General features: G+C 68.7%; 27 protein-coding genes and 2 riboswitches. Of the genes, 11 read left to right on the top strand and 16 right to left on the bottom strand.

All coding sequences use genetic code 11. From position 1 onward, the window contains the following. The first annotated feature begins 47 nt into the window (after positions 1-47). Entirely contained in the window at positions 48-1,139 is a 1,092-nt protein-coding gene (locus DU478_RS14450; RefSeq protein WP_114511674.1) for a FliM/FliN family flagellar motor switch protein, read from the top strand. 6 nt (positions 1,140-1,145) lie between these two features. Here DU478_RS14450 and DU478_RS14445 read toward each other — a convergent pair whose 3' ends face one another. Genes DU478_RS14445 through DU478_RS14435 form a run of 3 tightly spaced genes read right to left on the bottom strand, consistent with a single transcriptional unit; the run spans position 1,146 to position 2,445 of the window. After that, entirely contained in the window at positions 1,146-1,574 is a 429-nt protein-coding gene (locus DU478_RS14445) for a TIGR01244 family sulfur transferase (protein ID WP_114511673.1), read from the bottom strand. A gap of 9 nt (positions 1,575-1,583) precedes the next feature. Beyond that, complete coding sequence (locus tag DU478_RS14440) at positions 1,584-2,018, bottom strand: DUF6691 family protein (protein ID WP_114511672.1); 435 nt, start codon at positions 2,016-2,018, stop codon at positions 1,584-1,586. Position 2,019: 1 nt separating this feature from the next. Continuing rightward, positions 2,020-2,445 carry a YeeE/YedE family protein gene (locus tag DU478_RS14435; RefSeq protein WP_114511671.1) on the bottom strand — a complete coding sequence of 142 codons (426 nt, stop codon included), beginning with the start codon at positions 2,443-2,445 and terminating at the stop codon, positions 2,020-2,022. A gap of 218 nt (positions 2,446-2,663) precedes the next feature. Here DU478_RS14435 and DU478_RS14430 point away from each other — a divergent pair, with 218 nt between their 5' ends. Both DU478_RS14430 and DU478_RS14425 read left to right on the top strand, forming a co-directional pair. Next, positions 2,664-2,879 (top strand): hypothetical protein, encoded by a 216-nt coding sequence (locus DU478_RS14430; RefSeq protein WP_114511670.1) that lies wholly within the window; start codon positions 2,664-2,666, stop codon positions 2,877-2,879. Between the two features lie 117 nt (positions 2,880-2,996). Then, positions 2,997-4,988, top strand: coding sequence for an enoyl-CoA hydratase-related protein (locus tag DU478_RS14425; RefSeq protein ID WP_114511669.1), 1,992 nt, complete (start codon positions 2,997-2,999; stop codon positions 4,986-4,988). Between the two features lie 7 nt (positions 4,989-4,995). Here the strand turns inward: DU478_RS14425 and DU478_RS14420 are convergent, their stop codons facing one another. Continuing rightward, the gene (locus DU478_RS14420) at positions 4,996-5,211 is read right to left on the bottom strand and encodes a hypothetical protein (protein ID WP_199488349.1); all 216 of its coding nucleotides are present in this window, start codon (positions 5,209-5,211) and stop codon (positions 4,996-4,998) included. Between the two features lie 114 nt (positions 5,212-5,325). On the opposite strand from DU478_RS14420, the gene DU478_RS14415 reads away from it, so the two are divergent. Beyond that, on the top strand, positions 5,326-5,586 hold the full coding sequence (locus DU478_RS14415; RefSeq protein ID WP_114511667.1) for a DUF2312 domain-containing protein: 261 nt from the start codon (positions 5,326-5,328) through the stop codon (positions 5,584-5,586). A gap of 190 nt (positions 5,587-5,776) precedes the next feature. Here DU478_RS14415 and DU478_RS22935 read toward each other — a convergent pair whose 3' ends face one another. From DU478_RS22935 to DU478_RS14385, 8 genes are all read right to left on the bottom strand, one after another. Beyond that, positions 5,777-5,947: an RSP_7527 family protein gene (locus tag DU478_RS22935; RefSeq protein WP_158545791.1), complete on the bottom strand. Its 171-nt coding sequence runs from the start codon at positions 5,945-5,947 to the stop codon at positions 5,777-5,779. A 142-nt stretch (positions 5,948-6,089) separates the two neighbouring features. Beyond that, positions 6,090-7,028: an NAD(P)/FAD-dependent oxidoreductase gene (locus DU478_RS14410; protein ID WP_114511666.1), complete on the bottom strand. Its 939-nt coding sequence runs from the start codon at positions 7,026-7,028 to the stop codon at positions 6,090-6,092. Between the two features lie 5 nt (positions 7,029-7,033). Then, positions 7,034-7,507 (bottom strand): DUF427 domain-containing protein, encoded by a 474-nt coding sequence (locus DU478_RS14405; protein WP_114511665.1) that lies wholly within the window; start codon positions 7,505-7,507, stop codon positions 7,034-7,036. A gap of 55 nt (positions 7,508-7,562) precedes the next feature. Continuing rightward, a complete protein-coding gene (locus DU478_RS14400) occupies positions 7,563-8,204 on the bottom strand; it encodes an NAD(P)-dependent oxidoreductase (RefSeq protein WP_233501292.1) in 642 nt (213 codons plus the stop codon). Then, positions 8,201-8,389: a hypothetical protein gene (locus DU478_RS23345; protein WP_233501289.1), complete on the bottom strand. Its 189-nt coding sequence runs from the start codon at positions 8,387-8,389 to the stop codon at positions 8,201-8,203. Before DU478_RS23345 ends, DU478_RS14400 begins: the two co-directional genes overlap by 4 nt. Then, on the bottom strand, positions 8,386-9,423 hold the full coding sequence (locus tag DU478_RS14395; protein ID WP_147276353.1) for a hypothetical protein: 1,038 nt from the start codon (positions 9,421-9,423) through the stop codon (positions 8,386-8,388). The genes DU478_RS23345 and DU478_RS14395 overlap by 4 nt, the downstream gene beginning before the upstream one ends. A 106-nt stretch (positions 9,424-9,529) precedes the next feature. Continuing rightward, positions 9,530-10,267 (bottom strand): YkgJ family cysteine cluster protein, encoded by a 738-nt coding sequence (locus DU478_RS14390; RefSeq protein ID WP_114511662.1) that lies wholly within the window; start codon positions 10,265-10,267, stop codon positions 9,530-9,532. Positions 10,268-10,391: 124 nt separating this feature from the next. Beyond that, positions 10,392-11,789, bottom strand: coding sequence for an MORN repeat-containing protein (locus DU478_RS14385; RefSeq protein ID WP_114511661.1), 1,398 nt, complete (start codon positions 11,787-11,789; stop codon positions 10,392-10,394). A 201-nt stretch (positions 11,790-11,990) separates the two neighbouring features. On the opposite strand from DU478_RS14385, the gene DU478_RS14380 reads away from it, so the two are divergent. Together DU478_RS14380 and DU478_RS14375 are read left to right on the top strand one after the other, a co-directional pair. Beyond that, a complete protein-coding gene (locus tag DU478_RS14380; protein WP_114511693.1) occupies positions 11,991-13,652 on the top strand; it encodes an NAD+ synthase in 1,662 nt (553 codons plus the stop codon). Positions 13,653-13,655: 3 nt separating this feature from the next. After that, positions 13,656-14,699, top strand: a complete 1,044-nt coding sequence (locus DU478_RS14375) for a glycosyltransferase family 4 protein (RefSeq protein ID WP_114511660.1) — start codon at positions 13,656-13,658, stop codon at positions 14,697-14,699. A gap of 3 nt (positions 14,700-14,702) precedes the next feature. On the opposite strand, the gene DU478_RS14370 is transcribed toward DU478_RS14375, so the two are convergent. Then, the gene (locus DU478_RS14370) at positions 14,703-15,092 is read right to left on the bottom strand and encodes a metallopeptidase family protein (protein ID WP_114511659.1); all 390 of its coding nucleotides are present in this window, start codon (positions 15,090-15,092) and stop codon (positions 14,703-14,705) included. A 197-nt stretch (positions 15,093-15,289) separates the two neighbouring features. Beyond that, positions 15,290-15,856, bottom strand: a complete 567-nt coding sequence (thpR, locus tag DU478_RS14365; protein WP_114511658.1) for an RNA 2',3'-cyclic phosphodiesterase — start codon at positions 15,854-15,856, stop codon at positions 15,290-15,292. Between the two features lie 45 nt (positions 15,857-15,901). On the opposite strand from thpR, the gene DU478_RS14360 reads away from it, so the two are divergent. Continuing rightward, positions 15,902-17,119, top strand: a complete 1,218-nt coding sequence (locus DU478_RS14360) for an MFS transporter (protein ID WP_114511657.1) — start codon at positions 15,902-15,904, stop codon at positions 17,117-17,119. A 29-nt stretch (positions 17,120-17,148) separates the two neighbouring features. Continuing rightward, positions 17,149-18,486 carry a glutamate--tRNA ligase gene (gene gltX / locus DU478_RS14355; protein WP_114511656.1) on the top strand — a complete coding sequence of 446 codons (1,338 nt, stop codon included), beginning with the start codon at positions 17,149-17,151 and terminating at the stop codon, positions 18,484-18,486. On the opposite strand, the gene DU478_RS14350 is transcribed toward gltX, so the two are convergent. Together DU478_RS14350 and DU478_RS14345 are read right to left on the bottom strand one after the other, a co-directional pair. Further along, positions 18,483-19,709, bottom strand: a complete 1,227-nt coding sequence (locus tag DU478_RS14350) for a DUF2254 domain-containing protein (RefSeq protein ID WP_233501288.1) — start codon at positions 19,707-19,709, stop codon at positions 18,483-18,485. The genes gltX and DU478_RS14350 overlap by 4 nt on opposite strands. Positions 19,710-19,726: 17 nt before the next feature. Further along, positions 19,727-20,290: a gamma-glutamylcyclotransferase family protein gene (locus DU478_RS14345; protein WP_114511654.1), complete on the bottom strand. Its 564-nt coding sequence runs from the start codon at positions 20,288-20,290 to the stop codon at positions 19,727-19,729. A gap of 93 nt (positions 20,291-20,383) precedes the next feature. Here DU478_RS14345 and DU478_RS14340 point away from each other — a divergent pair, with 93 nt between their 5' ends. The 3 genes from DU478_RS14340 (at position 20,384) to gcvH (ending at position 22,761) form a co-directional block, all read left to right on the top strand. Continuing rightward, positions 20,384-20,872: an RrF2 family transcriptional regulator gene (locus DU478_RS14340; RefSeq protein WP_114511653.1), complete on the top strand. Its 489-nt coding sequence runs from the start codon at positions 20,384-20,386 to the stop codon at positions 20,870-20,872. A gap of 6 nt (positions 20,873-20,878) precedes the next feature. After that, positions 20,879-20,965, top strand: a riboswitch (glycine riboswitch). Between the two features lie 4 nt (positions 20,966-20,969). Continuing rightward, positions 20,970-21,036: riboswitch (glycine riboswitch) on the top strand. An 88-nt stretch (positions 21,037-21,124) separates the two neighbouring features. After that, entirely contained in the window at positions 21,125-22,378 is a 1,254-nt protein-coding gene (gene gcvT, locus DU478_RS14335; RefSeq protein WP_114511652.1) for a glycine cleavage system aminomethyltransferase GcvT, read from the top strand. 2 nt (positions 22,379-22,380) lie between these two features. Then, a complete protein-coding gene (gene gcvH / locus DU478_RS14330; RefSeq protein WP_114511651.1) occupies positions 22,381-22,761 on the top strand; it encodes a glycine cleavage system protein GcvH in 381 nt (126 codons plus the stop codon). The last annotated feature ends 110 nt before the right edge of the window (positions 22,762-22,871 follow it).

Genomic DNA, 22,871 nt, shown 5'->3' with positions numbered 1-22,871 from the left:
TGCCCATAACCTCGGTCGAAGCGGCCAGAAGGGGGCAGTTCGAAGCTATGGGCGATCCTGCAAGCGGGGATGTTCTCGGCCAGAAGGCCAGCGCGTCGCGCCGGGCGTTCGAGGCGCGGGCGATGTCGCCGGCCAAGGCGCTGCGCCGGGCGTTGGCGCGCACCGCCGACGTGCTCTGGGATCTGCCGTTGGTCACCCAGGGCGTCAGTCAGGAAATTCTCGACCAGGACGGCTGCCTTGAGCTTTTGGTGCCGGGAACTCTGCTGATTCTGCTTGACGGGCCGGGCGGCGGGATCGGCCTCGTTTCGGTGGACCGGCAGCTGATGACCGGGCTGATCGAGGTGCAGACGATTTCGCAGGTGACCCGCGTGCCCATCGAGGATCGCTCGCTGACCCCCACGGACGCCGCGATGATGGCGCCGCTGATCGACGGCGGGCTGGCGCGGTTCGAAGGCAACCTGGAAGGGCATCCTCTTTTGGCGGAACTGCGGGGCTATCGCTTTGGCGCGATGGTCGAGGATGGGCGCACCGCCGGTCTGCTGCTCGACGCGCCCAGCTACCGCGCGTTCCGCGTCGGCATCGACCTTGCCAATGGCGCGCGGCAGGGGGAATTGCAGATCATCCTGCCGGAAAAGGCGCCTGCCGATGCCGAAGCGGCGCACGCGCCCGATACGCCGGGTCGCCACGAGGACAGGTTGTTGCTGGTGCCCGCGCAGATCGAGGCTGTGCTGTGCCGCATCCGCCTGCCGATTTCCCGGATCAGCGGCTTCGCCCCCGGCGACCTGCTGGAGCTTCCCGCCGACTGCCTGGCGGGGATGGAGCTGATGGCGGGGGGCGGGCATCGCATGGCACGGGGCCGGCTGGGGCAAGTCGACGGGATGCGCGCGATCCGGCTGACATGGCCGCGCAGCGGGCGCGCCGCCACGGTGGCAGACACGCCTGCTGCCGCTGGTGATACAGAGCCAGGTCAGAAAGCGGACTGGCCCGCGATGCCGCAGATCGAAGCGCCAGAGCCTGCCGAAGCGCCCGAACCCGCCATGGCACCGGAACCGGACGACAGCTCACAGGGCACGGAAATCGTCGAGGATTTCTCGGACCTGCCGGAGATGGATTTCGATTTCGACTTCGAGGACAGCTAGCCGGTGTCAGCCCTGGCGCGCCAGGGCGTCCAGCGTCGGGCGCAATCCTTCGAGGTCGTAGCCCGCCTGCGCCACCGTGCGCAGGATCTCGTCGGTGCTTTGCGTGCCGACCTGTCCCAGCGCCCAGATCACCGAACAGCGGGTGCCCGAGGCGCAATAGGCCAGCACCGGGCCGCTTGCGGCATCGACCAGCGCCGCCTGTTTCGCCACGTTCTCGGGCGTCATGGTCTGGTGGGTGAGCGGCAGCACCTCGAATTCCAGCCCCGCTTCGCGCACCGCCGCGCCGATGCTGTCGGCCTGGTGCGACCGCGGCACCTCTCCGTCGGGGCGGTTGCAGATCACCCGGGTGATCCCCGCCTCGGCAAGCGCGGGAATGTCCTCGACCGAGATTTGCGGCGCGACGTGGTAGCGGGGGGTGATCTGGCGGATGTCCATGCCCCGGAATTACTCTGCCTGAAGGGCTCTGTCCAGACGGCTCCGCAGCCGCGGCGCGGCCCTCATGCCCAGCAACATTGCCGCGACAAAGATGTAGAGCCCTGGGCCGCCGTAGCTGAGCGCGGCGATGGCGGGGCCGGGGCAAAGCCCGGCCAGCCCCCAGCCCATGCCGAAGAGGACCGAGCCCAGCACAAGGTTGTGCCCCAGCTTCGGCTCGGGCGGCGGCGGGAAGGCGCCGCCCAGGGCCGGTGCCGCGCGGCGACGGGTCAGCGTCCAGGCCAGAGTCATGGGCAGGATCGCGCCGCCCATGACGAAGGCCAGCGTCGGGTCCCAGTCGCCGAAGACGTCGAGCCAGCCCTGCACCTTGGCCGTGTCGGTCATGCCCGAGATCATCAGCCCGGCGCCGAACAAGCCGCCCGCGAGAAGGGCAAAAAGGTTGCGCATGTCAGATCACTCCCAGCAAGTGGCGGAACAGGACAACCGTCAGGCCACCCGCGCCGATGTAGAACGCCGTGGCGACGATGCCGCGCAGGCTCAGCCGCGAGATGCCGCAGACCCCGTGGCCGGAGGTGCAGCCATTGGCGAGCCGGGTGCCGACCCCCACCAGCAGACCCGCGGCGGCCAGCACCGCGAGGTTTGTGGTGATATGCGTGTCGATCGGGCCGACAAGCGGCCAGAGCAGCACCGGCAGGGTTGCCACGCCAAGAAGGAAACTCAGGCGTTCCAGCGCATTGCTCTTGCCCGACCCGTCGACCAGACCGCCGATCAGGCCGCTGGCGCCCATGATGCGTCCGTTCACCAGCAGGAACACCGCCCCGCCAAGTCCGATCAGCAGGCCGCCCAAAAGGCCCATGATCCAGTCCGTTTCCATCTGGCCCGTGCTCCCGCGTGGTTTCCGCATACATATAATGAGTTTTGAATGTGTAGCAAGAGCCGCCTGCGGTTGTCTTGGATCAATGCGCGGCTGCATCGAATCGGGCAGAATGTCCAAGTTGTTTCATGAATTCTTTACCATCCGGCAGTTGAGTGAGCCGGGGCACACCGCGGTACGAGCCATGCCGCGGCCCGAAGATCTGGGAGGATCACACCATGACCGACAAGAGCCTCAGCGCCCGCATCGCGGCGCTCGAATCCGACATCGTGCACAGCGATCCGCGGACCCGCGCCGAAGCGGCCGCGGAACTGGGCCGCCTTGTGCAGCGGCTGCGGACGCCCGCTCGCGTCACGGTTGCGCGCACCAAGCGCCCGGCGCGGATGCCGGTCGATGAAGAACTAGAGGCGCTGTTCGACAACCTGCCGGTCTGACCGCCGGCGCGGCAGCCTTGCGTCACCTGCGGCTTTGGCCTCTAATGCCCTGCAAATGCGCGCAAAAGCGCGTGTGAGCATGGTCCCCTCGCGGGGCCGGATCGAGGGGGCGGGCCGATGTCCGAAGCCGTGTTCTATTCTGTGCAGGACGGTGTGGCCTACCTGGCCGTGTCCAATCCGCCGGTCAACGCGCTGTCGCAGGCAATGCGCGCGGGGCTGCTGTCGGGCCTCCGCCGCGCCGAGGCCGATGCCGAGGTGCAGGAGGTCGTGCTGATCGGCCGCGGCCGCAGCTTTCCCACCGGCGCCGACGTGGGCGACCTCGACCGGCCCGAGGCTGCGCCGACGCTTGCGACGCTCTGCGACGCGGTGGAGGCCGCGGCCAAGCCGGTGGTGGCGGCCGTTCACGGGCTGTCTCTGGGCGGTGGGTTCGAACTGACACTGGCGGCGCATTACCGCGTCGCGCACGCGGCGGCGCAGGTCGGGTTTCCCGAAGCGCGGCTGGGCCTCGCCCCGCATGACGGCGGTTCTCAGCGCGCACCGCGCCTCGCCGGGGCCGGTGCCACGCTCGACATGATGCTCTCGGCGCGGCCCTGCCCGGTGCGGCAGGCCCCGGCGGAAGCGTTCTTTGACAAGGTGGTCGAGGGCGACCTGGCCGAGGCGGCGCTGGCCTTCTGCCACGCGTTGCGAGCCGCGGGGCAGGGTCCGCGTCCGACCCGCGACGTTCGGGCCGGTTTTGCCTATCCCGCCGCCTACCAGGCGCAGGTGGCCGAGGCACGGGCGCGGATCGAGGGGCTGCGCGAGCCGGCTGCGTCGGAAATCGTCGATCTTGTCGAGGCGGCGATGCTGCTGCCCTTCGACGCCGGACGTGCCCGGGAAGCCGCGGCTTTCGAGGATCTGGTCGCATCAGACGTGTCCCGTGCTCTGCGACACGCCTACGTGGCCGAACGCACCGCTGCCACGCGTTTTGCCCCGCAGGACGTCGCGGCTCCGGAGATCAGAAAGGTCTGCGTGCTGGGCGGCGGGTCGCTGGCGATACAGATCGCCTCCGCGGCGCTTCAGGCGGGGCTCAGGGTGCAATGGGGCACGCGCGAGGCGCTGCCGCGCGAGGAAGGGGCGGCGCAGGTGCGTTCGCTGTTCCAGCACAGCGTGGCGCGCGGCGCCATCGGACAGGACAAGGCCGACGCGTTGCTGGCGGGCCTGACGCTTGGCGACAGCGCGCAGATGACGACGGGGGCCGACATCATCCTGCACGCGGCGCGCGGACAGGGCAACGTGCCAGCGCCCGAGGGCGTGCCGCGCGCCGTGGCCATGCCGGAACGGGTGGACGAGCTGGGCCTGCGATTCGCCCTGCCGGTCTATTCCGCGCGGCTGGTCGAGGTGGTCGAAGGCCCGGGCATTTCGCCCGCGCAGATCGCCGCAGGGCTGGCGCTGGCGCAGGCGATGAACAAGGTCGCGGTGCGGGTGGTGTCCACGGGCGACAGCATCGCGGGGCGCATGGCGGCGGCGCTGCACCGCGCGGCGGACGGGCTTGTCGACATCGGCCAGTCGCCCGCGGCCATCGACGCGGCGCTCCGCGTCTGGGGCTGGACGCGTCCCCCGTTCGAGACGCGCGATGCGCTGGGCCTTGCCGAGTTCGCGGCGCGGCCGCGGCCCGGCGGCGCGCACAACTGGTCGGCGCTGCTGCTGGAGGCGGGCCGCGCAGGCCGCAAGACAGGTGGCGGGTTCTACGCCTATCCGGCGGCGGATGGCCCGCCGCAGCCAACGCCGGACGCCGAGGCGCTGATCGACGCCGTCCGCCCGCGGACCGCTAATCGCAAGCCCGCGGACCTGGCGCTGCTGATCGTCGGCGCCCTGGCCAACGAAGGCGCGCGGATGCTGGCAGAAGGCTGGGTGCGGCGTCCGGCGGATGTGGACGTGGCGATGATGCTGGCGCACGACTTCCCGCGCTGGCGCGGCGGACCGATGCAGGCTGCCGATGCGGCGGGTCTGTTTTCGGTGCAGCGCGCGCTGGAACGCGCCGGCGCGCCGGATGCGGAATTCTGGACGCCGCAGCCGCTTCTGCGCGAGCTTGTCAAGAACGGCCGGCGCTTTGCCTCGCTCAACGGCTGAGGGCGGCTCAGCCCAGAAAGATCCCGACGATCACCACCATCAGGCCCAGCACCGACAGCATCAGCGCGCCCATGTTCAGCGGCACGGTTTTCTGCACCACGGCGCGCAGTTCGGCGTCGGTCAGCTTGGCGCGTCGGGCCCGGGCGACGCGGATGATGCACCAGATGAGCCCCAGCAGTCCCAGGGCCGACAGTCCGGCCCCCAGCCATATCAGAATGTCCATGAGCGCCTCCCGCATTGGTGTGGTGGGCGGTAATTCATCGCCTGCCGTGCCGCAACCCCTTGATGGCATCCCGGCCCGGCGCTAGGACAGGGCACCCCCCGGCAGGAGAGACAGATGGACGACCAGCAGACCCCCGACAGCTATCGCGTGACCGCCGACGAGCTGCGGCAGTTTATCGAGCGAATCGAACGGCTTGACCAGGAAAAGAAGGACCTCGCCGACCAGCAGAAAGAGGTCATGGCCGAGGCCAAGGCACGTGGCTACGACACCAAGGTGATGCGCAAGGTCATCGCCCTGCGCAAGCGCGAACCCGACGATATCGCCGAGGAAGAAGCGGTGTTGGAGATGTACAAGGAAGCGCTGGGCATGTCCTGATCGCCGGGCGGGCCGTCACCGCGGCTCGACGGAAAGATCCTGCGGATCGACCGGGGCGCTGGCGCCCTTGCGGCCAGATCGGCGGGACTCTTCGTTGCTCGGGAGACGGATCCAGTCAGACCCTGTCCGAAAGCGCGAATGCGGTCGGGCAGGGTTTTCTTTTGTCGGGTGCCTCAAGCGGCGGCGCGGGTCACGCGGTTGCGTTTCCCACGTGGGATGTCGTCCCGAACAGGGTGCGCAGCCGCGTCAGGCCGGCCTTGATCGACCGGGTGATGTAAGCGCTGCGCAGCCGATGCGCCTCTTTCAGGATGTCCTGAACCTCGGCCCGGTTCGGTGATTGGAGCGTGTATTGCGTGGTCATGGGTCCGTCTTTCGTCAATCGTTTCGTTTCCGTTGACCCTCAGATATGAAGGATTTTCGAAACGCCTAACCATAGACGGTATGCAACGACTGCATGACGCGGCTTGCTGGACGCCCGCAGGTCGCACCAGACCAGCCCGGTGTCAAAGACCGTCGATCAGCGCATCCGCGATGGCGCGCCCGCTGGTCCAGGCATCTTCTGCCTTGGCGCCCAGGCACCAGTCGCCCCCCGCGAACAGCGTTTTGGCGCCGTCGCGCAGGTAGGGCTGGCCCAGGGGCGACGTCACCAAACCGTAACGCCAGCGATGCGCCGACAGGTAAGGCGGATCGACGGTCGCACCTTTGCCGATGATCTCGCGCACCAGGGGCAGCATCCGCTCCGCGATGGCGTCGAGCTCCAGTTCGAGGTGACGCAGACTCCAGCCGCGACCGGCCTGCGCCACCACGCAAGGGCCGTCCGGTCGCCCCGGCTTGGCGCTGTCGCACGCGATCCAGGAAATGTCTTCCTCCGGTGCGCGGCGGGTCACGAAGGGCAGATCGGCCCCCGTGGGAAGGCCGACCATCAGGGTCAGGCAGGGGTCCATTCCGACCGAGTGCAAGGCCTCTGCAAAGTCATGGTCCTCGGGCAGCAATGCGGCGGTCTGCGGGGCCGGGGCGGTGATCACAAGGCGATCGAACCGCTCGGACCCGTCCTGCCAGTCCAGCCGCCAATGCCCGTCCTCCGGGACGATTCTCTGTATCCGGGTCGCCTTGCGGATATCCAGCTCTTCGCCTATGTGCTTGGCGAGGCCGGTCATGCCGGGGATGCCGACATAGGCCGGTCGTTCGCGCGGTTCAGGCCAAAGCGCCAGCGCGCCCGCCGCCTCCGCCCCCGCGAGCATCTCTGCAAAGCCGCGGCTTCGTGCCGTCAGGTATTGCGCGCCGTGGTCGAACTGGAACCCGCCCTCGGCCCGCCGCGTCGCCATGCGGCCGCCAAGGCCGCGGCCCTTGTCGAAGATCACCGGGCGCAGCCCGTGGTCCCCGAGGGCGCGCGCGCAGGTGAGCCCCGCCATTCCGGCCCCGATGACGGCGATTTTCGGCATAATCCTTACCATCCTTCTGTCCCCGGTGTGCCCTTGATACGGCCTTGCAGGTTTGCGGTCACCCAGCCGCCGTAAAAGTCGCCCGGTTGCGGGATGACCTTTTCGGCGCCGACGAAACAGGCATCCATGGCGCTTGCGTAGAAGGCCAGGTAGCCCGCGAGCGCCCGGAACGCCCCGGTCGGCGCCGGATAGCACCAGGCCGCGCGGGGCGCCGTCAGGCCGCCGGCTTGGACGTCGAGATAGGCAGCAACGCCTTTCCATTCGCAAAAGCTCGACCCGCGGGCGGGGATCAGCGTCGCCGGCACATCCTCGGGCGGGATGTAATATGTCGGCGCGTGGTGCGTTTCGAGCACCCGCAAGGCCCGCGATGTCTCGGCAACCGTCGCGCCGCCGAGGATCAGGCGCAGGCGCTGGGCCACCGGCTCCAGCGCGGGCGGGCGGGGATAGTCCTGGACGTTTTCGGGCGGAAGCTGTGGCATGGGATGGGGGCCGTTACGGTTGGTCATGGCAGCCAGGTCAGGTCCGACAGCGCCGTCAGCGCGCCAGCACAACATCGGCCCGGATGTCGAGATCGTCCTCGACCGCGTCGACGAGGTAACAGGCCACGTCGCGGCGCGACACCAGCCCGTTGCGCCAGCTGGCCGGATCACGCAAAACCTTGAGCTTTCCGGACCGCGACCCCTTGGTGAGGATCACGGGCCGGACGATGGTCCAGTCGAGCGGGCTTTCCACGATCATCGCTTCCTGCCGGTCCTTGTCGGCATAGGGTTTGCCGAGGATGGCGCGGTGACCGATGCGTTCCAGCGCGCTCATGGCGCTGCGCGACCGGCCGGCGCCAAAGCCGGTGACGGCGACGAGGCGCCTGGTGTCTCCGGCCTGCATCGCGTCGAGCAGCACGCGCGTCGTGTCGGAAAAAAGCGTCTCTTCTTCCCAGAGCATCGACAGCCGTTCCTTGATGCCCAGGGCGTAGATCACCGCACGCGTTCCGGAGAGGGCCGCGCCGATATCCTCGGCCGACCGCGCATCTCCGGCGACCGGCTCCACCAGATCGGTTTTGTCCAGGGTGCCGGCGCTGCGGGCGAAGGCGCGCACCGGCAGGCCGCGCGAGGCGGCCTCGTCGACGGCGCAGGCGCCGATGCCCGAGGTTGCGCCGATGATGAGGATCGGTTGGGTCAATTGAGCATGTCCTCGTAAAGGCTGTGGTGCGCGCGGCGGGCAAAGCGGTCGCCGCGGCGTGTCCGCCGCCGTTTCGCAAGCGCCGCGGGATCGTCCTTGGGGCGGTCCACCGTGGGGATGGACGGGTCGGGCCGGCCCATCGTTGGGTCGGTTGCCTCGGCCTTCTTGGCCTCGAGTTCGGTCATGCGCGGTCTCCTTCCGGATCGGTCGGGGACCCGGCGATCGGGTGCCTTCCTTCCCTTGACCTATAACGCCACGCCGAAAAGGCATGGGTGATTTTCAGCCGTTGGCCATATCCAAGCAACATCAGCAGCAGCGCTACGCCGATGATCGGCATGTGACCGATGAATTCCACCAGCGCCGCCTCGTTGTTGCCCTGCAGAATGAAGACGACGTTCGACAGCGCCATCATCACCGACAGGGCCAGCACCGCGAGCCGGACGGTGGTGCCAAGGATCAGGACGATGCCGATCACCGCTTCTACCATCCCGGCGGACAGGACGAAGAGCCGGTCGTCGAAGAATGTAAGCGCCATCGCCTGCAGGAAATTCCAGTCGTATTGAGCCAGGAACACTTGCCCCAGGGCCGAGGGCGCCAGCTTTTCCCCGATCGCGAGCGCGACGAGCGAAATCCCGGTCCAGATGCGCAGGGCATCCACCGAGTAGGGTTTGAGCCGGTCGCGCCAGTCCGGGTCTTCGATGGCGTTCAGCAGCAGGAAGAAGGCGATACCGACGAGGATCGCGTATTCCAGCGCCGGAAGGAGGCCGAAGAAGAGCGCCACGGCGACGTGCAGGACCAGCATCAGCAGCGCCGCGGCAAAGATCCAGCGGTTGGCGATCAGCATGACGCCGATGACAGCCTGCAGCACCACCAGCGCAAGTCCGATTACGCCTTCGACCACCTTGTGCGGCGCGACCAACGCGCCTTCGTAGGCGGTCAGAAGGAAGCTCATGCCGGTGAAGACCCGCAGGATCTCCATGAAATCATGACGGAGTTTCGACGGCGCCACGCGCAAGGTCGGCAAGCGCCCGTCGAGCCAGACCGAAAAGGCGATCATCGCCAATGCCATCGCGGTCCAGCCCAGGAAAAGCGGGTCGGTCAGGGCGATGTTGGGTAGCGGCTCTGCGTCGGTGTCGACGAACCAGTTGACGTGGGCCGCGGCGCCAGTGCCGATCATGCAGATCGGCGCGACAATAAGAAGTCTCGTCAGGACCGTCATCATTCACCTCTGCGCAACCGCCAGCAAAAAAGTTCGATGCCCCAGAGATAGGAAAGATTGCCCGGCCGGACAGGCGCAGCGGTCATACGCCGCAGGCGGGCCGCGGTCAGGCCCCGAAGCGCCGCCGTTCGTCGTCAAGGGCGCGCGGCGGCTGGCGGGCGGCGCGCAGGGTCGTGGCGGCGTCCTCGCCATGCATGGCGCCGGCGGTGATGCGGGCCAGCGCATAGGTCGGCACTTGGCTGACGCCCTCCAGCGCCGCGCGGATCAGCGCATGCACGGCCAGCGCCAGCCCCTGCGCCCCGACGACGCCAGCGCCTGCGGCGGGGGTGCCTTCGGCTATCTCTGCGCAGGCCGTCACATCGGTCGAAATGTAGCTGCGGCAGATCAGCGGGCGCGCGTCGTAGGCGCGGCACTGGCGTGTGGCGGGATCGAGCGCGGCGCAGGCCTGCGGGTGCCAGGCGGCGCCGGTGTTTTTCCCCCTTTGCGGGGCGAGGGCGGCGTGCAGCTGTTCGGCTTCGGCGGCGGTGATGGTGCCGCCGTCGGTGCCGCTCAGGATGCAGCAGAAGGCGCAGCCTGCGGCGCAGTCGATGCCTGCGAACGGCCCCGCCGGGTCGCTGGCCTGGCGCGCCAGCTCCGCCCCGGCGATGCGCAGCGCGGGCAGGCCGGAGCGCAGGGATTTCACCAGTTCGGCAAAGGGCACGGCATGGCTGTCCGCCGCGTCGAGATAGACCAGCAGCAGCTTGCGGGCGCGGTCGGTCTGGCTGGTCGCCGGGCCTTTCAGGCGCACCGCCGCCACGCTGGCACGCAGCTCGGTCAGGTTGCGAGGTTTGGAGGTTTTCGCCATAGGTTGCACTATGGAGGCGGGCGCGCGGATGGCAAGGGGCGGTGGGTTGCAAACCCACCCTACGCGGGGCCGGAGCGATGCCGTAGGGTGGGTTTGCAACCCACCATGCCCGTCGTCCCCGGGATCAGCCGTCGCTTTTCAGCGCGCCGTTGATCCAGTCGCCGGTGGCCTCTTCGCCGGTGGCGTAGCGCATGGTGCCGGTGCCTTCGCGCTTGCCGTCGCGGAACGTGCCTTCGTAGACGTCGCCGTTGGTGTAGGTGGCGACGCCCTGGCCGTCGATTTCGCCGTTCTTCCATTCGCCCTTGTACGTGAAACCGTCGGCCATGGTGATCTCGCCCGTGCCGTGGCGCTGGCCGTCGACGAACTGGCCGGTGTAGACCGTGCCGTCGGGATAGGTGGCTGTGCCCTGGCCGTGGCGCTGGCCATCCTGCCATTCGCCTTCGTAGCGGTAGCCGTCGGCATAGGTCATCACGCCGTAGCCGTTGTTGCGGGCGTTGGAGAAGCCGCCTTCGTAGGTGATGCCGTTGGAATAGGTGGCGGTGCCTTCGCCCTCGATCACGCCGTCGACCCAGGTGCCTTCGTAGGTCGAGCCGTCGGGATAGGTGATCTTGCCCTGGCCGTTGGCCAGATCGCCGCGGAACTGGCCCACGTAGACCGACCCGTCGGGATATTGCACCTGGCCTTCGCCCTCGATCTGGCCGGCGACCCAGGTGCCGGAATACCGGTAGCCGTCCGAGCCGATGAAGGTGCCCTGGCCCTGCCGCTGGTCGCCCTCGAACTGGCCTTCGTAGATGTCGCCGTTGGCATAGGTGACCTTGCCCTGGCCTTCGCGGCGGCCTGCCACGAGCTCGCCTTCGTAGATGTCGCCGTTGGGCTGCGTGAGCTTGCCGACCCCGTCGATCTGGCCGTCCTGCCACATGCCCTCGTAGATCAGCCCGTCGGGCATGGTGAGCGTGCCCTGGCCCTCGCGCGCGCCGTCGGCGACGCGGCCTTCGTAGACCGACCCGTCGGGATAGGTGATGGTGCCCGAGCCTTCCTTGACGCCGTTCACCCAATCGCCTTCGTAGGTGTAGCCGCCCGGAGAGATCATCGTGCCGCGGCCGTGGTGCAGGGCGTTGCGGAAGCTGCCTTCGTAGCGCACGCCGTTGGCGTAGATCGCGACCCCCTGTCCGGTGATCTTGCCGTCGAGCCAGGTACCCTCGTAGGTGCCGCCGTCGGCAAAGACGATCTTGCCCACGCCTTCGGGCTTGCCCTTGGCGAACTGGCCCTCGTAGACCGAGCCGTTGGGAAACCGCGCCACGCCCTCGCCGCGGATTTCGCCGGCCACCCAGTCGCCGGTGTATTCGTAGCCGTTGGGCAGCCGGTAGGTGCCGGTGCCGTCCTGCAGGCCGTTCTCGAAGGTGCCCTCGTAGACGCCGCCGTCATCGTACTGCTTTGTCACCACCTCGCCGTCCTGCGCCAGCGCCGGGGCGGCGAGCGCCGCGAGGGCCAGGGAAAGCGTCAGTCTGCTGCCGAATGTCATGCGTGATCTGCCTGCTCTAGAGATTGGGCGCTTTGTGCCTGCGACCGGAGGCGTCGGGATGCCCGCCGGCCTTTGTCGTAAAAGGTAAAGGAGCGGCGGGGCAGGGGCAATGCTTAACCGGGGCGATGCGGTCCGGGGTGCTTCCCCTCGGGCGAGGTTCTGCTATGTGGTGGCGGAAACGTGATGAAAGGCAGCTTTGGCATGGCGGACCGCTTCCGGGTGACACTGGCGCAGCTCAATCCCGTGGTGGGCGATCTTGCGGGCAATGCCGCGCAGGCGCGCGCCGCCTGGGAAGAGGGCCGCGAGGCGGGCGCCGACCTCGTGGCGCTGCCCGAGATGTTCATCACCGGCTACAACACCCAGGACCTGGTGATGAAGCCCGCCTTCCACACCGAGGCGATCCGCCAGCTGCGGGCGCTGGCGGCGGACTGCGCCGACGGTCCGGCGCTGGCGATCGGCGGGCCGTGGGTCGAGGGCACGGAGCTCTACAACGCCTATTTCATCTGCCGGGCCGGGCAGATCGCTTCGACCGTTCTCAAGCACCACCTGCCCAACGATGACGTCTTCGACGAGGTGCGGGTCTTCGATTCGGGGCCGCTGGGCGGACCCTACGCGGTGGGCAACACCCGCATCGGCAGCCCGGTCTGCGAAGACGCCTGGTACGAGGATGTCGCCGAAACCCTGGCCGAGACCGGTGCCGAATTCCTGCTGGTGCCCAACGGATCGCCCTACCACCGCGGCAAGTACGAGACGCGGCTCAACCACATGGTGGCCCGGGTGGTCGAGACCGGCCTGCCGCTCCTCTACCTCAACATGGTGGGCGGGCAGGACGACCAAGTCTTCGACGGCGGGTCCTTCGTGCTGAACCCCGGCGGGCAGATGGCGGTGCAGCTGCCGGTCTTCGACGAGATGGTGGCGCATGTGGACATGGAACGCGGGGCCGACGGCTGGCGCGCGGTGCCGGGCATCTTCACGCAGCATCCCGACGCGATGGAGCAGGACTACCGCGTCATGGTCACGGCGCTGCGCGATTATTGCGCCAAGACCGGTTTCGGCAAGGTGCTGCTGGGCCTGTCGGGCGGGGTCGACAGCGCCATCGTCGCGGCCATCGCGGTGGATGCGCTCGGGTCGGAAAACGTGCGCTGCGTGATGCTGCCCTCGGAATACACCTCCGAACATTCGCTCGAGGATGCCAAGGCCGTGGCCGAGATGCTGGGCTGTCACTACGACTACGTTCCCATTTCCGAAAGCCGCGCCGCGATCGCCGCGACGCTTGCGCCGCTGTTCGAGGGCCGCGACGAGGACCTGACCGAAGAGAACATCCAGTCTCGCCTGCGCGGGCTGCTGCTGATGGCGCTGTCGAACAAGTTCGGAGAGATGCTGCTCACCACCGGCAACAAGTCCGAGGTGGCGGTCGGCTACGCCACGATCTATGGCGACATGGCGGGCGGCTACAATCCGATCAAGGATCTCTACAAGACCCGCGTCTTCGAGATCTGCCGCTGGCGCAACGCGCATTTCCGCGACTGGATGAAGGGCCCCGAGGGCGCGGTCATGCCCGAGCGCGTGATCTCGAAGCCGCCGTCGGCGGAGCTGCGCGCCGACCAGAAGGACAGTGATTCGTTGCCCGATTACCCGGTGCTCGACGGCATCCTGCAGATCCTCGTCGACGACGATGGCAGCATCGAGGATTGCGTGGCGGCGGGCTATGACCGCACCGATGCCAAGAAGGTCGAGCACCTGCTGTATATCAGCGAATACAAGCGCTTCCAGTCGGCCCCCGGCGCGCGGCTGAGCAAACGGGCGTTCTGGCTCGACCGGCGCTATCCCATCGTCAACCGTTTCCGCGATCCGTCGGGGTAGGCCATGGCCCATATCGCCTTTGTGGTGCCGCGGTTCCACACCAACCTCTTTCACGCCACCGCCGCCTTGCTGGACGCGGGCCATGTGGTCAGCGTGCTGGCGACCGGAGCGGGCAGCGGCGAGGATCACAGCCGCCTGACCCCGATCCTGCTGGGCACCACGCCGGAGCCGGGGGCGGTGAAAGAGACCTTGCGGCGGCTCAAGCCCGATCTGCTGTTCATCCGCACCGCGGCGGACCTGTCGCGTCAGGCGGCGAAGGTCGCCCGGCAACAGGGCCTGCGGGCGATGCGCTACGACTTGCTGACGCTGGACGGTGCGCCGACTGCGAAGCAGCGGCTGCTGCACTGGTGGCGCGGGCTGCCAGGGCAGCGGGTGACACCGGTACGGACACCCGGCGACCGCGCGGAACGGCACGGGGCGGCGCATTTCCTGCCCTGGCCGGTGACGCGCTGGGCCGATGTCGCCGTGACCGACGCGGTGCTGCGGCAGACGCCGGTTCCCGTGCTCTGCGTCGGCAAGCTGGGCAGTCCGCGCAAGAACCATTTGCCGCTGATCGAGGCGCTGGAGGCGCTGGGTGGTGGTGAGGTAGCGCGGCTGACGCTGGTCGGATCGCTCAACCGTGTCAATTTCGCCGACGGCGCCAGCTACCACGACACGCTGCAACAGGCCGTCGATGCCCGCGACTGGATCGAGATGCGGGCCGAGGTGCCCTATGCGGAGATGCCCCGGCTCTTTGCCGATCATGCGATCTGCGTATTGCCGTCGGTCGACGAGCCCTTGGGCTTTGCCCCGGTCGAAGGCATGGCCTTCGGCACCATTCCGGTGATCTCGGCGCAGTCAGGGAGTGCCGGCTACCTGACCGGCGGCACCGACGGGGTGATTGTCGATATGCAGGACCCGACCGCGCTGCGGGGGGGCCTGGAGCCGCTCCTGCACGATGCCGGAACGCGCCGCGCCATGTCCGCCGCCGCCCGCGCCACCGCCGAGTCCGAACTGTCGCCCAAGCGGTTCGTGGAACGGATGGAGGCGATCCTGGCTGCCGGATAGGTGCTAGAGCCACCACTGGTCGATGGTGGCGATGTCGTCGTCGGACCAGCCGAAGTGATGCGCCACCTCGTGGATGGTCACATGGGCGATCAGCGCGTCGAGCTCCACGTCGCCGCGGTCGCGCCATTCCTGCAGGATCGGTTCGCGGAACAGCCAGACCGTGTCGGGAAAGGGCGCGGGATCGAAGGTCGATTTCTCGGTCATCGGGATGCCGTCGTAGAGCCCGGTGAGGTCGAGCGGATCGTCGATGTCGAGCTCCCGCAGCATCCGGTCGTCGGGCCAATCCACCACTTGCAGCACCAGATCCGCCGCGCCGCGGGCAAAGGCCTCGGGCAGGTCGTCCAGCGTCTGGCGGGCGATACGGTGGAAGTGATCGAGATCGGGATCGGGCATCTGCGGGATATGGCGTGTCCGTGGCGGAGGTTCAATCGGCTTGGTGGCGGCATCCCTGAGGGTCTGGTCTGCGTGCAGCGTGATTTTGGCGGTGTCAGGACGCGCGTGCCGCGCGGCTGGTTGGGGGGGTGACGCGCGTGCCGCGCGTCGGGGGCGCTGCCCCCGCCGGCCCGAAGGGGCCTCCCCCCGAGGTATTTTCAAACCGGAGAAGCAGGGGGGGCGGCGCCCAGCGGATAGGTTTCGAGCAGTTCGTGGCGGGCGCCGTCGCGGTGCAGGGTGGAGCCGTAAAGCCCGAAGCGGTCGATGTGGATGCCGTCGAGCCGCAACAGGTTTTCCCGCGCGAGGAAGGCGGCGAGCCGGGCCCTGTCCTCGGGCGATTGGCGTCCGGGCAGGCGCGCCAGCGTCACATGCGGGCGGAAGCGGCGGCGCGGCAGGTCGAGGCCGAGCCCGGCGCACCGGCTCTTGATCCGGGCGTGCAGGTCGCTGAGCGCGGGGCTGGCCTCGGCTTCCAGCGCCAGCGCGTGACCGCCGTCGCCGCCGAGGCTGATGAAGCCCGACAGGGTGAGGTCGAAGGCCGGGGCGTGCAGTGCCGACAGGATCTCGTGCAGGTCTTCGAGCACCGGGATCGGTTGCTCGCCCAGGAAGGCCAGCGTCAGGTGTAGCGTCTCGGGATCGGTGCAGCGCCCGACCGGCAGCCGGTCCTGCGCCGCCTCGATCACGGCGGCATCCGAGGACGGCAGGGGCAGGGCGATGAAGGCGCGCATGGTTTGGCTCGTTGACCGGGACGGGGCTTGGCGTAGGTTTGGCCCATGAAGGCGCTGCTGAGCAACCCCGTCTACGTGAAGCTTTTCGCGGCGCAGGTCGTGGCCCTGTCCGGCACCGGTCTGCTGACCGTGGCGCTGGGGCTTCTGGCCTATGACCTCGCGGGGGCGCGGGCGGGCGCGGTGCTGGGCCTCGTCTACACGATCAAGATGGTGGCCTACGTGGGGCTGTCGCCGCTGGCGCAGGCCTGGGCGGTGCGCCTGCCGCGCCGCGCGGTGCTGGTGGGGGCCGATGTCGTGCGGGTCGCCGTGGCGCTCTGCCTGCCCTTCGTGGACGCGCTTTGGCAGGTCTATGTGCTGATCTTCGTGCTGCAGAGCGCCTCGGCCACCTTCACGCCGGCCTACCAGGCGGTGCTGCCGGACATCCTGCCGGACGAGGGCGACTACACGCGGGCGCTGTCGCTGTCGCGGCTGGCCTATGACCTCGAGAACCTCACCAGCCCGATGCTGGCGGCGGCGCTTCTGGGCGTTGCGGCCTATCCGGCGCTCTTCTGGGGGACGGCGCTGGGATTCGCCGCCTCGGCGGCGCTGGTGCTCGCGACGGTGCTGCCGGAGCCGGGCGGCGCGGATGCGGCGCCGTTTCGTGAGCGGGTGTCGCGCGGCATCCGCATCTACCTCGCGACGCCGCGGCTGCGCGGGTTGCTGGCGCTGACGCTGGGCGCGGCGGCGGCAGGGGCCTTCGTGCTGGTCAACACGGTGGTGCTGGTGCGCGCCGGGTTCGGCCGCGGCGACGCGGCGCTGGCCCTGGCTATGGCCGCTTACGGGGCGGGGTCGATGACGGCGGCGCTGGCGCTGCCGCGGGTGCTGGAGCGGTGCGGCGACCGCCCCGTGATGATCGTGGCCGGGGTCTGCCAGACCGCACTCACCGTGGCGCTGGCGATCTGGCTGGCCGTGGCGGGGCTGCCGGCCTGGCCGGTGTTCCTGCTGCTCTGGGCCGGCCTGGGCGCCTGTTATGCGGGGGTTCTGACGCCATCGGGACGGCTGCTGCGGCGGTCGTCCGGACCGGCGGACCGGCCGGCGCTCTTCGCGGCGCAATTCGCGCTCAGCCATGCCTGCTGGCTCATCACCTACCCGCTGGCGGGCTGGGCCGGGGACCGGCTGGGCATGGGGGCGGCGCTGGCGCTGCTGAGCGCGCTGGCGGCGCTGGGCCTTTGCGCGGCGTGGCGGCTCTGGCCCGCGGATATGGACAAAAGCCGCGACCTGTGAAAAGGCATCCGCCAACAGGAGACAGCCCGATGACCACCACCCGTTTCGCCCCGTCGCCCACCGGATACATCCACGTGGGCAACCTGCGCACCGCGCTTTTCAACTACCTGATCGCCCGCAAGGCCGGGGGGCAGTTCATCCTGCGCATCGACGACACCGACCCTGTGCGGTCGAAGCAGGAATACGTGGACCAGATCAAGCGCGACCTGGAATGGCTGGGCCTGACCTGGGACCGGGTGGAACGGCAATCCGAACGGCTTGACCGCTATGCCGAGGCCGCGGACAAGCTGCGCGACATGGGGCGGCTCTACGAGGCGTTCGAGACGCCGACAGAGCTCGACCTCAAGCGCAAGAAGCAGCTCAACATGGGCCGTCCGCCGGTCTATGACCGCGCCGCGCTGGCACTGTCCGAGGACGACAAGGCGAAACTGCGCGAGGAACGCGGGCCGGGCGTCTGGCGCTTCAAGCTGGACCAACAGCGTATCGAATGGACCGATGGCATCCTGGGCGACCTGTCGATCGACGCGGCCAGCCTGTCGGACCCGGTGCTGATCAAGGCGGACGGGCAGAACCTTTATACCATGGCGTCGGTGGTCGATGACACGGAAATGGGCGTGACCCACGTGGTGCGCGGCTCCGATCACGTCACCAACACCGCGACGCAGATCCAGATCATCCAGGCTTTGGGCGGCACGCCGCCGGCCTTTGCCCACCACAGCCTGCTGACCGGGCCGCAGGGCGAGGGCCTGTCGAAGCGGCTGGGGTCGCTGGCGCTCAAGGACCTGCGGGCGCAGGGCATCGAGCCCGAGGCGCTGCTGAGCCTGATGGCGCGGCTGGGCTCGTCGCAGCCGGTGGAGCTGCGGATGAGCCTCGACGAGATCGCCGACGGCTTCGATCTGGCGCAATTCGGCTCGGCGCCCACGAAGTTCGACGTGAACGATCTTTTCCCGCTGACCGCGCGCAAGCTGCACCAACTGCCGCTGGAGGCGGTTGCGGACGACATCGCGGCACTGGGCGTGCCCGAGGACAAGGCGGCGCTGTTCTGGCGCGTCACCCGCGAGAACATCACCACCCGCGCGGACCTTGCGGCTTGGTGGCAGATGTTCCGCGACGGGGCGGAGCCGGTCGTGGCCGACGAGGACCGGGACTTCGTCGCCGAGGCGATGGCATTGCTGCCCGAAGGCCCCTATGACGCCGACACCTGGTCCAGCTGGACCGCTGCGGTGAAGGACAAGACGGGCCGCAAGGGCAAGGGGCTTTTCATGCCGCTCCGCCTTGCTGTCACCGGGCAGCAGCGCGGGCCTGAAATGGCCGATGTCATGCCGCTGATGCAGGTGGTGCGGGCGCGCGCCCTGGCGCAGGGCTAGCGCCGGATCAGCTCCCTGACCGCCTCGCGGTCGGCCTGAAGCGTCAGGGCGGCCTCTGCATGTTCACGGGCATAGTCCAGCGTGTCGCGCGCAGCCTCGGCCAGGGGCGGCCAGTCGCTGCCGGCCAGATCGTTCAGCGCCTTGATGATCGTGCCGATCACCTCCGGCCGGCCGGCGCCATCGCGGATGATCACGTCGATGCCATCCTGCACGAGGTCCGCCGCCGTGATGCGTGGCACATAGGCGCGGGGGTAGCGGATGTCGCGCGGTTCGGCCCGCTCCTCGTGGGCATGATCCCAAAGCAGGTTCTTGACCCGCTGGACCACGTCGATGGCGGTGCCGGGGTCGTTGACGCCCGGCGACAGGGCACGGGCGGCGATCTCGGACAGGACGATGAGGCCGAAACGCGCGTCCTGTTCCAGCGTGCGTTCCCGTTCGAGGGTGAAATGGTCCGCTGCCTCTTCGACCAGCTTGGCATCGGCGCCCGAGAGATATCCCAGCACGCCACCCGTCAGAGCGTAGCTGCCCGGTTGCGCCGTGACCCACAGGCGCGCGTCGCAGCGCTCCAGCGCTTCGTGCATGGCGGGCATGTTGACGAATTGCACGTAGCCCGAGCGGTTCGCGAGGATCGCCACGGCATCAGGCGGCGGGGCGTCGCTCTTCGACGAATCGTTGGCGCCCAGGCAGGGCGCCTCGGCAACCGTTTTCAGGCAGTCCCGCGCGGCGTTCTCGACCATGCGCAGGGTGTGGTCCATGCTGCCGAGCTGGCTCAGGTGGTCGATCCAGCGCAGGATCGCGATGATCACCAGCGCGATGCTCAGCACCGTGAGCGCGAAGATCACCACCGCCGCCGCGTCGCCGTAGAATTCGGCGCGGAACATGACGATGGCGGTGAGCGAAAAGAGGAAGGTGCTGACGAAGGTCGCCAGCACCGTCTGCGTCGTGCCGTCCTGCATCAGGATGCGGTAGGCGCGCGGCGTCGCCTGTCCGGCGGCGGACTGGAAGGCCTGCACCATCACCCCGAGCGAAAAGGTCGTGGCGGCCAGCATCGTGGAGGCGAGGATGTTCAGGATCGGCAGCACCGCGTCGCGGTCGAAGCGGTCCTTGAAGCTGTCGGGAATGAGCGGGTCGAGCGCCGGGGCCACGAAGACGGCGATCAGTGCCAGCACCGTCATAAGCACCACTCGCACGCCCAGGCGGCGCGCCAGGCGCAGAAACAGCATGAGCGCTTTCGACACCATCAGGCGTAGGTCCGGCAGCCGAGCCGCGCCAGCGCGTCGTCGACGAAGGCATGCTCGTCGGGCGACAGGCTTTGCGCGCGCGGATAGCGCGGGGCGTCGCGGTCGTTGAGGATCGGCGCCTCCCAGCCGGTGGTGGTGTCGAGGAACCGCTCGGCGCCGTCCTGCCCGTATTCCTGAAGGTAGCCCTGCAGCACCACGTCGATGTAGCTCAGCAGCACCGGGTGGTCCGCGTCCGGTGCGTGCAGCCGGTCCGGCGGGATCGCGTAGATCGCGACATCGGCGCCTGGAACGGCGGACTGCGCCAGGTCCGGGCCGGCGGGCAGCCGGTCATAGGCCGCCTCGCGCAGGTCCAGCGCCGCCCAGTCGCCATCCGGAACCGGTGCGATCAGCCCATCGATGGCGCAGTCGTCGTCGCGGATCACCGTCAGGAAGGCGACCTGCCGGTCGGCGGCAACGCGCCAGGCGCGGCGCCAGCCCTGCACGGTGGCGCGGTGGGCGGGGGCGTAGATGTGGGTATGGCGGTTCACCAGCGACCCGTAGCCGAAAAAGTAAGCGGTCTGCATGCGGTCATAAGGAGCAGCCGGTTGATGTAAGTCAAATACGCATTTGCCCGCATGCCCTAGAAGGGCTCGGAAATCATCCGGGGGACGATCGTCATGCGCGTAACCAAACGCACCGATATTGCCATGCGCGTGCTGATGTATTGCGCCGTTCACGCCGACAAGCTGGTCACCAAATCCGAGATCGCCACCGCCTGCAACGCGTCGGGCAACCATGTGGCGCAGATCATCAACCAGCTGGCGCAGCTGGGTTTTCTCAACACCCGGCGGGGACGGCACGGCGGGTTGAGCCTGGCGGGGCCCGCCTCCGGCATCTCGGTCGGAGCGGTGTTCCGCGCCGTCGAGGGGCCGGTTCCGCTGGCCGAATGCTTTGCCGATTCCGGCAATGCCTGCCCGCTGTCCGCCGACTGCCGCTTGCGCGCTGTGCTGTCGAAGGCGGCAGAGGCGTTCTATGCCACGCTCGACCCGGTCACGGTCGAGGAATTGGTCAGCGGCAATGCGCCGCTGCTGAAGCTCCTGTCAGGCGGCGCAGAGCCCGAGCGGGATTGCGGCGAGGTGCTTGTCTCTGCTGCGCAACTGATCTAGCGTCAGGCCAACGCGATGGGAGAACCGGCTTTGCCGGTGCCGAAGGAGCAACCGCCCCGGAAACTCTCAGGCCCAAGGGACCGTAGCGGCACATGGACTCTGGAGAGAGATGCGGCTTGCCCGCATCCGCCGAAGGGATAACGATCTCAGGCGACGGGACAGAGGGGGCGTTGGATGCGGGACGCAAGGTGCGCCCCGCGCACGCTGACTGAAGCCGGGCGGACTGGACCCGGTGCGCCGCACGGGGGATACATGGCCGAAACAGACGGAACCGACCGCAAGGACGATCTGGAGCAATACGCCGTGCGCGAGGATGTCTGCGCCTGCGGCGTCGCGCACGGTCCGGGCGAACACCATCATCATCACCCTGCCGCTGCGGAAGACGACGGCGGCCCACTGCGCACGCCGCTCTACGACCTGCATGTCGAGCTGGGCGCCAAGATGGTCGAATTCGCCGGCTACGAAATGCCGGTCAGCTATCCGCTCGGGGTGATGAAGGAACATCAGCACACCCGCGCCAAGGCCGGGCTCTTCGACGTCAGCCACATGGGGCAGGTGGTCCTGCGGTCGCGACGCGCCGATGCGGCGCAGGCGCTGGAACGGCTGGTGCCGGTGGATGTGGCGGGGCTTGCCGAGAACCGTCAGCGCTACGGCTTTTTCACCAACAATGCGGGCGGGATCGAGGACGACCTGATGATCGCCAACCGCGGCGATCACCTGTTCCTCGTGGTCAACGCCGCCTGCAAGGAGGCCGATGTCGCCCGCCTGCGCGCGGGGTTGGAGCCGGATGTGGTGGTCAAGTCCCTCGACAGCCGCGCCCTGCTGGCGCTGCAGGGGGCCGCTGCCGAAGACGTGCTTGCGGGCCTCAATGTCGCGGTGCGCGAGATGCGCTTCATGGACGTGGCGACGCTGGAGCTTGCGGGCGCGGAATGCTGGGTGTCGCGGTCGGGCTATACCGGCGAGGACGGGTTCGAGATCTCCGTGCCCGAGGCCGCGGCCGAGACCCTGGCCCGCGCGTTGCTGGCGCATCCGGACGTGGAGGCGATCGGCCTTGGCGCCCGCGACAGCCTGCGGCTGGAGGCGGGGCTGTGCCTTTATGGTCACGACATCGATTCCGAGAGCTCGCCGGTCGAGGCGGGCCTCACCTGGGCGATCCAGAAGGTGCGGCGCCCCGGCGGCGCCCGCGCGGGCGGCTATCCCGGCGCCGATCACATCGCCTGGCAGATGGCCGAGGGCGTGGCCTGGAAACGCGTGGGCCTGCGCCCCGAAGGCCGCGCGCCGATGCGCGAGGGCGTCGAAATCTTTGCCCAGGCCACCGGCGGCGATCCGGTGGGCCGCGTGACCTCGGGCGGGTTCGGCCCCACGGTCGGCGCGCCGGTGGCGATGGGCTACGTGTCGGCGGCTTCGGCCGCGCCCGGCACGGTTCTGTATGGCGAGGTGCGGGGCAAGCGGCTGCCGGTCGCGGTGGCGGCCCTGCCCTTCGTGCCCGCCGGTTTCAAGCGATGAACATGCAACGGGAGACAAGCATGAAGTTCACCGAAGAACATGAATGGCTGCGTGTCGAGGATGGCGACGTGGTCGTGGTCGGGATCACCGAACACGCCGCCGAACAGCTGGGCGACGTGGTGTTCGTGGAACTGCCCGAGGTGGGCACCACCGTCACCAAGGACGAAGAGGTCGTGGTGATCGAAAGCGTCAAGGCCGCGTCGGACATCCTGGCCCCCATCGACGGCGAGGTGGTCGAGGTCAACGAGGCGCTGGTCGACGAGCCGGGCAAGGTCAACGACGACCCCGAGGGCGAGTCGTGGTTCTTCAAGGTCAAGGTCGAGGACTTGTCGGTGATGGACGACTACATGGATGAAGCGGCCTACAAGGCGTTCATCGGCTGAGGCCGGAGCGCGCCGGTCACCAGGGTTCTGCTCCCTGACCGCTGATGCGGTGGGACTGACCTCCGGGGCGCGTGGCATCCCGGGAGGCAATCCCGCCGGGCGGCGGGAAC

This window comes from Thalassococcus profundi, assembly GCF_003344785.1.
Lineage (GTDB): Bacteria > Pseudomonadota > Alphaproteobacteria > Rhodobacterales > Rhodobacteraceae > Puniceibacterium > Puniceibacterium profundi.
Note: the sequence above shows the minus strand (reverse complement) of the source record. Positions and strands in the feature narration are given on the sequence as shown.

Coding starts and splice junctions, on each gene's coding strand:
- DU478_RS14450 (WP_114511674.1), top strand. CDS start 48: ATGGGCGATCCTGCAAGCGGGGATGTTCTCGGCCAGAAGGCCAGCGCG.
- DU478_RS14445 (WP_114511673.1), bottom strand. CDS start 1,574: ATGGACATCCGCCAGATCACCCCCCGCTACCACGTCGCGCCGCAAATC.
- DU478_RS14440 (WP_114511672.1), bottom strand. CDS start 2,018: ATGCGCAACCTTTTTGCCCTTCTCGCGGGCGGCTTGTTCGGCGCCGGG.
- DU478_RS14435 (WP_114511671.1), bottom strand. CDS start 2,445: ATGGAAACGGACTGGATCATGGGCCTTTTGGGCGGCCTGCTGATCGGA.
- DU478_RS14430 (WP_114511670.1), top strand. CDS start 2,664: ATGACCGACAAGAGCCTCAGCGCCCGCATCGCGGCGCTCGAATCCGAC.
- DU478_RS14425 (WP_114511669.1), top strand. CDS start 2,997: ATGTCCGAAGCCGTGTTCTATTCTGTGCAGGACGGTGTGGCCTACCTG.
- DU478_RS14420 (WP_199488349.1), bottom strand. CDS start 5,211: ATGGACATTCTGATATGGCTGGGGGCCGGACTGTCGGCCCTGGGACTG.
- DU478_RS14415 (WP_114511667.1), top strand. CDS start 5,326: ATGGACGACCAGCAGACCCCCGACAGCTATCGCGTGACCGCCGACGAG.
- DU478_RS22935 (WP_158545791.1), bottom strand. CDS start 5,947: ATGACCACGCAATACACGCTCCAATCACCGAACCGGGCCGAGGTTCAG.
- DU478_RS14410 (WP_114511666.1), bottom strand. CDS start 7,028: ATGCCGAAAATCGCCGTCATCGGGGCCGGAATGGCGGGGCTCACCTGC.
- DU478_RS14405 (WP_114511665.1), bottom strand. CDS start 7,507: ATGCCACAGCTTCCGCCCGAAAACGTCCAGGACTATCCCCGCCCGCCC.
- DU478_RS23345 (WP_233501289.1), bottom strand. CDS start 8,389: ATGACCGAACTCGAGGCCAAGAAGGCCGAGGCAACCGACCCAACGATG.
- DU478_RS14395 (WP_147276353.1), bottom strand. CDS start 9,423: ATGACGGTCCTGACGAGACTTCTTATTGTCGCGCCGATCTGCATGATC.
- DU478_RS14390 (WP_114511662.1), bottom strand. CDS start 10,267: ATGGCGAAAACCTCCAAACCTCGCAACCTGACCGAGCTGCGTGCCAGC.
- DU478_RS14385 (WP_114511661.1), bottom strand. CDS start 11,789: ATGACATTCGGCAGCAGACTGACGCTTTCCCTGGCCCTCGCGGCGCTC.
- DU478_RS14380 (WP_114511693.1), top strand. CDS start 11,991: ATGGCGGACCGCTTCCGGGTGACACTGGCGCAGCTCAATCCCGTGGTG.
- DU478_RS14375 (WP_114511660.1), top strand. CDS start 13,656: ATGGCCCATATCGCCTTTGTGGTGCCGCGGTTCCACACCAACCTCTTT.
- DU478_RS14370 (WP_114511659.1), bottom strand. CDS start 15,092: ATGCCCGATCCCGATCTCGATCACTTCCACCGTATCGCCCGCCAGACG.
- thpR (WP_114511658.1), bottom strand. CDS start 15,856: ATGCGCGCCTTCATCGCCCTGCCCCTGCCGTCCTCGGATGCCGCCGTG.
- DU478_RS14360 (WP_114511657.1), top strand. CDS start 15,902: ATGAAGGCGCTGCTGAGCAACCCCGTCTACGTGAAGCTTTTCGCGGCG.
- gltX (WP_114511656.1), top strand. CDS start 17,149: ATGACCACCACCCGTTTCGCCCCGTCGCCCACCGGATACATCCACGTG.
- DU478_RS14350 (WP_233501288.1), bottom strand. CDS start 19,709: ATGCTGTTTCTGCGCCTGGCGCGCCGCCTGGGCGTGCGAGTGGTGCTT.
- DU478_RS14345 (WP_114511654.1), bottom strand. CDS start 20,290: ATGCAGACCGCTTACTTTTTCGGCTACGGGTCGCTGGTGAACCGCCAT.
- DU478_RS14340 (WP_114511653.1), top strand. CDS start 20,384: ATGCGCGTAACCAAACGCACCGATATTGCCATGCGCGTGCTGATGTAT.
- gcvT (WP_114511652.1), top strand. CDS start 21,125: ATGGCCGAAACAGACGGAACCGACCGCAAGGACGATCTGGAGCAATAC.
- gcvH (WP_114511651.1), top strand. CDS start 22,381: ATGCAACGGGAGACAAGCATGAAGTTCACCGAAGAACATGAATGGCTG.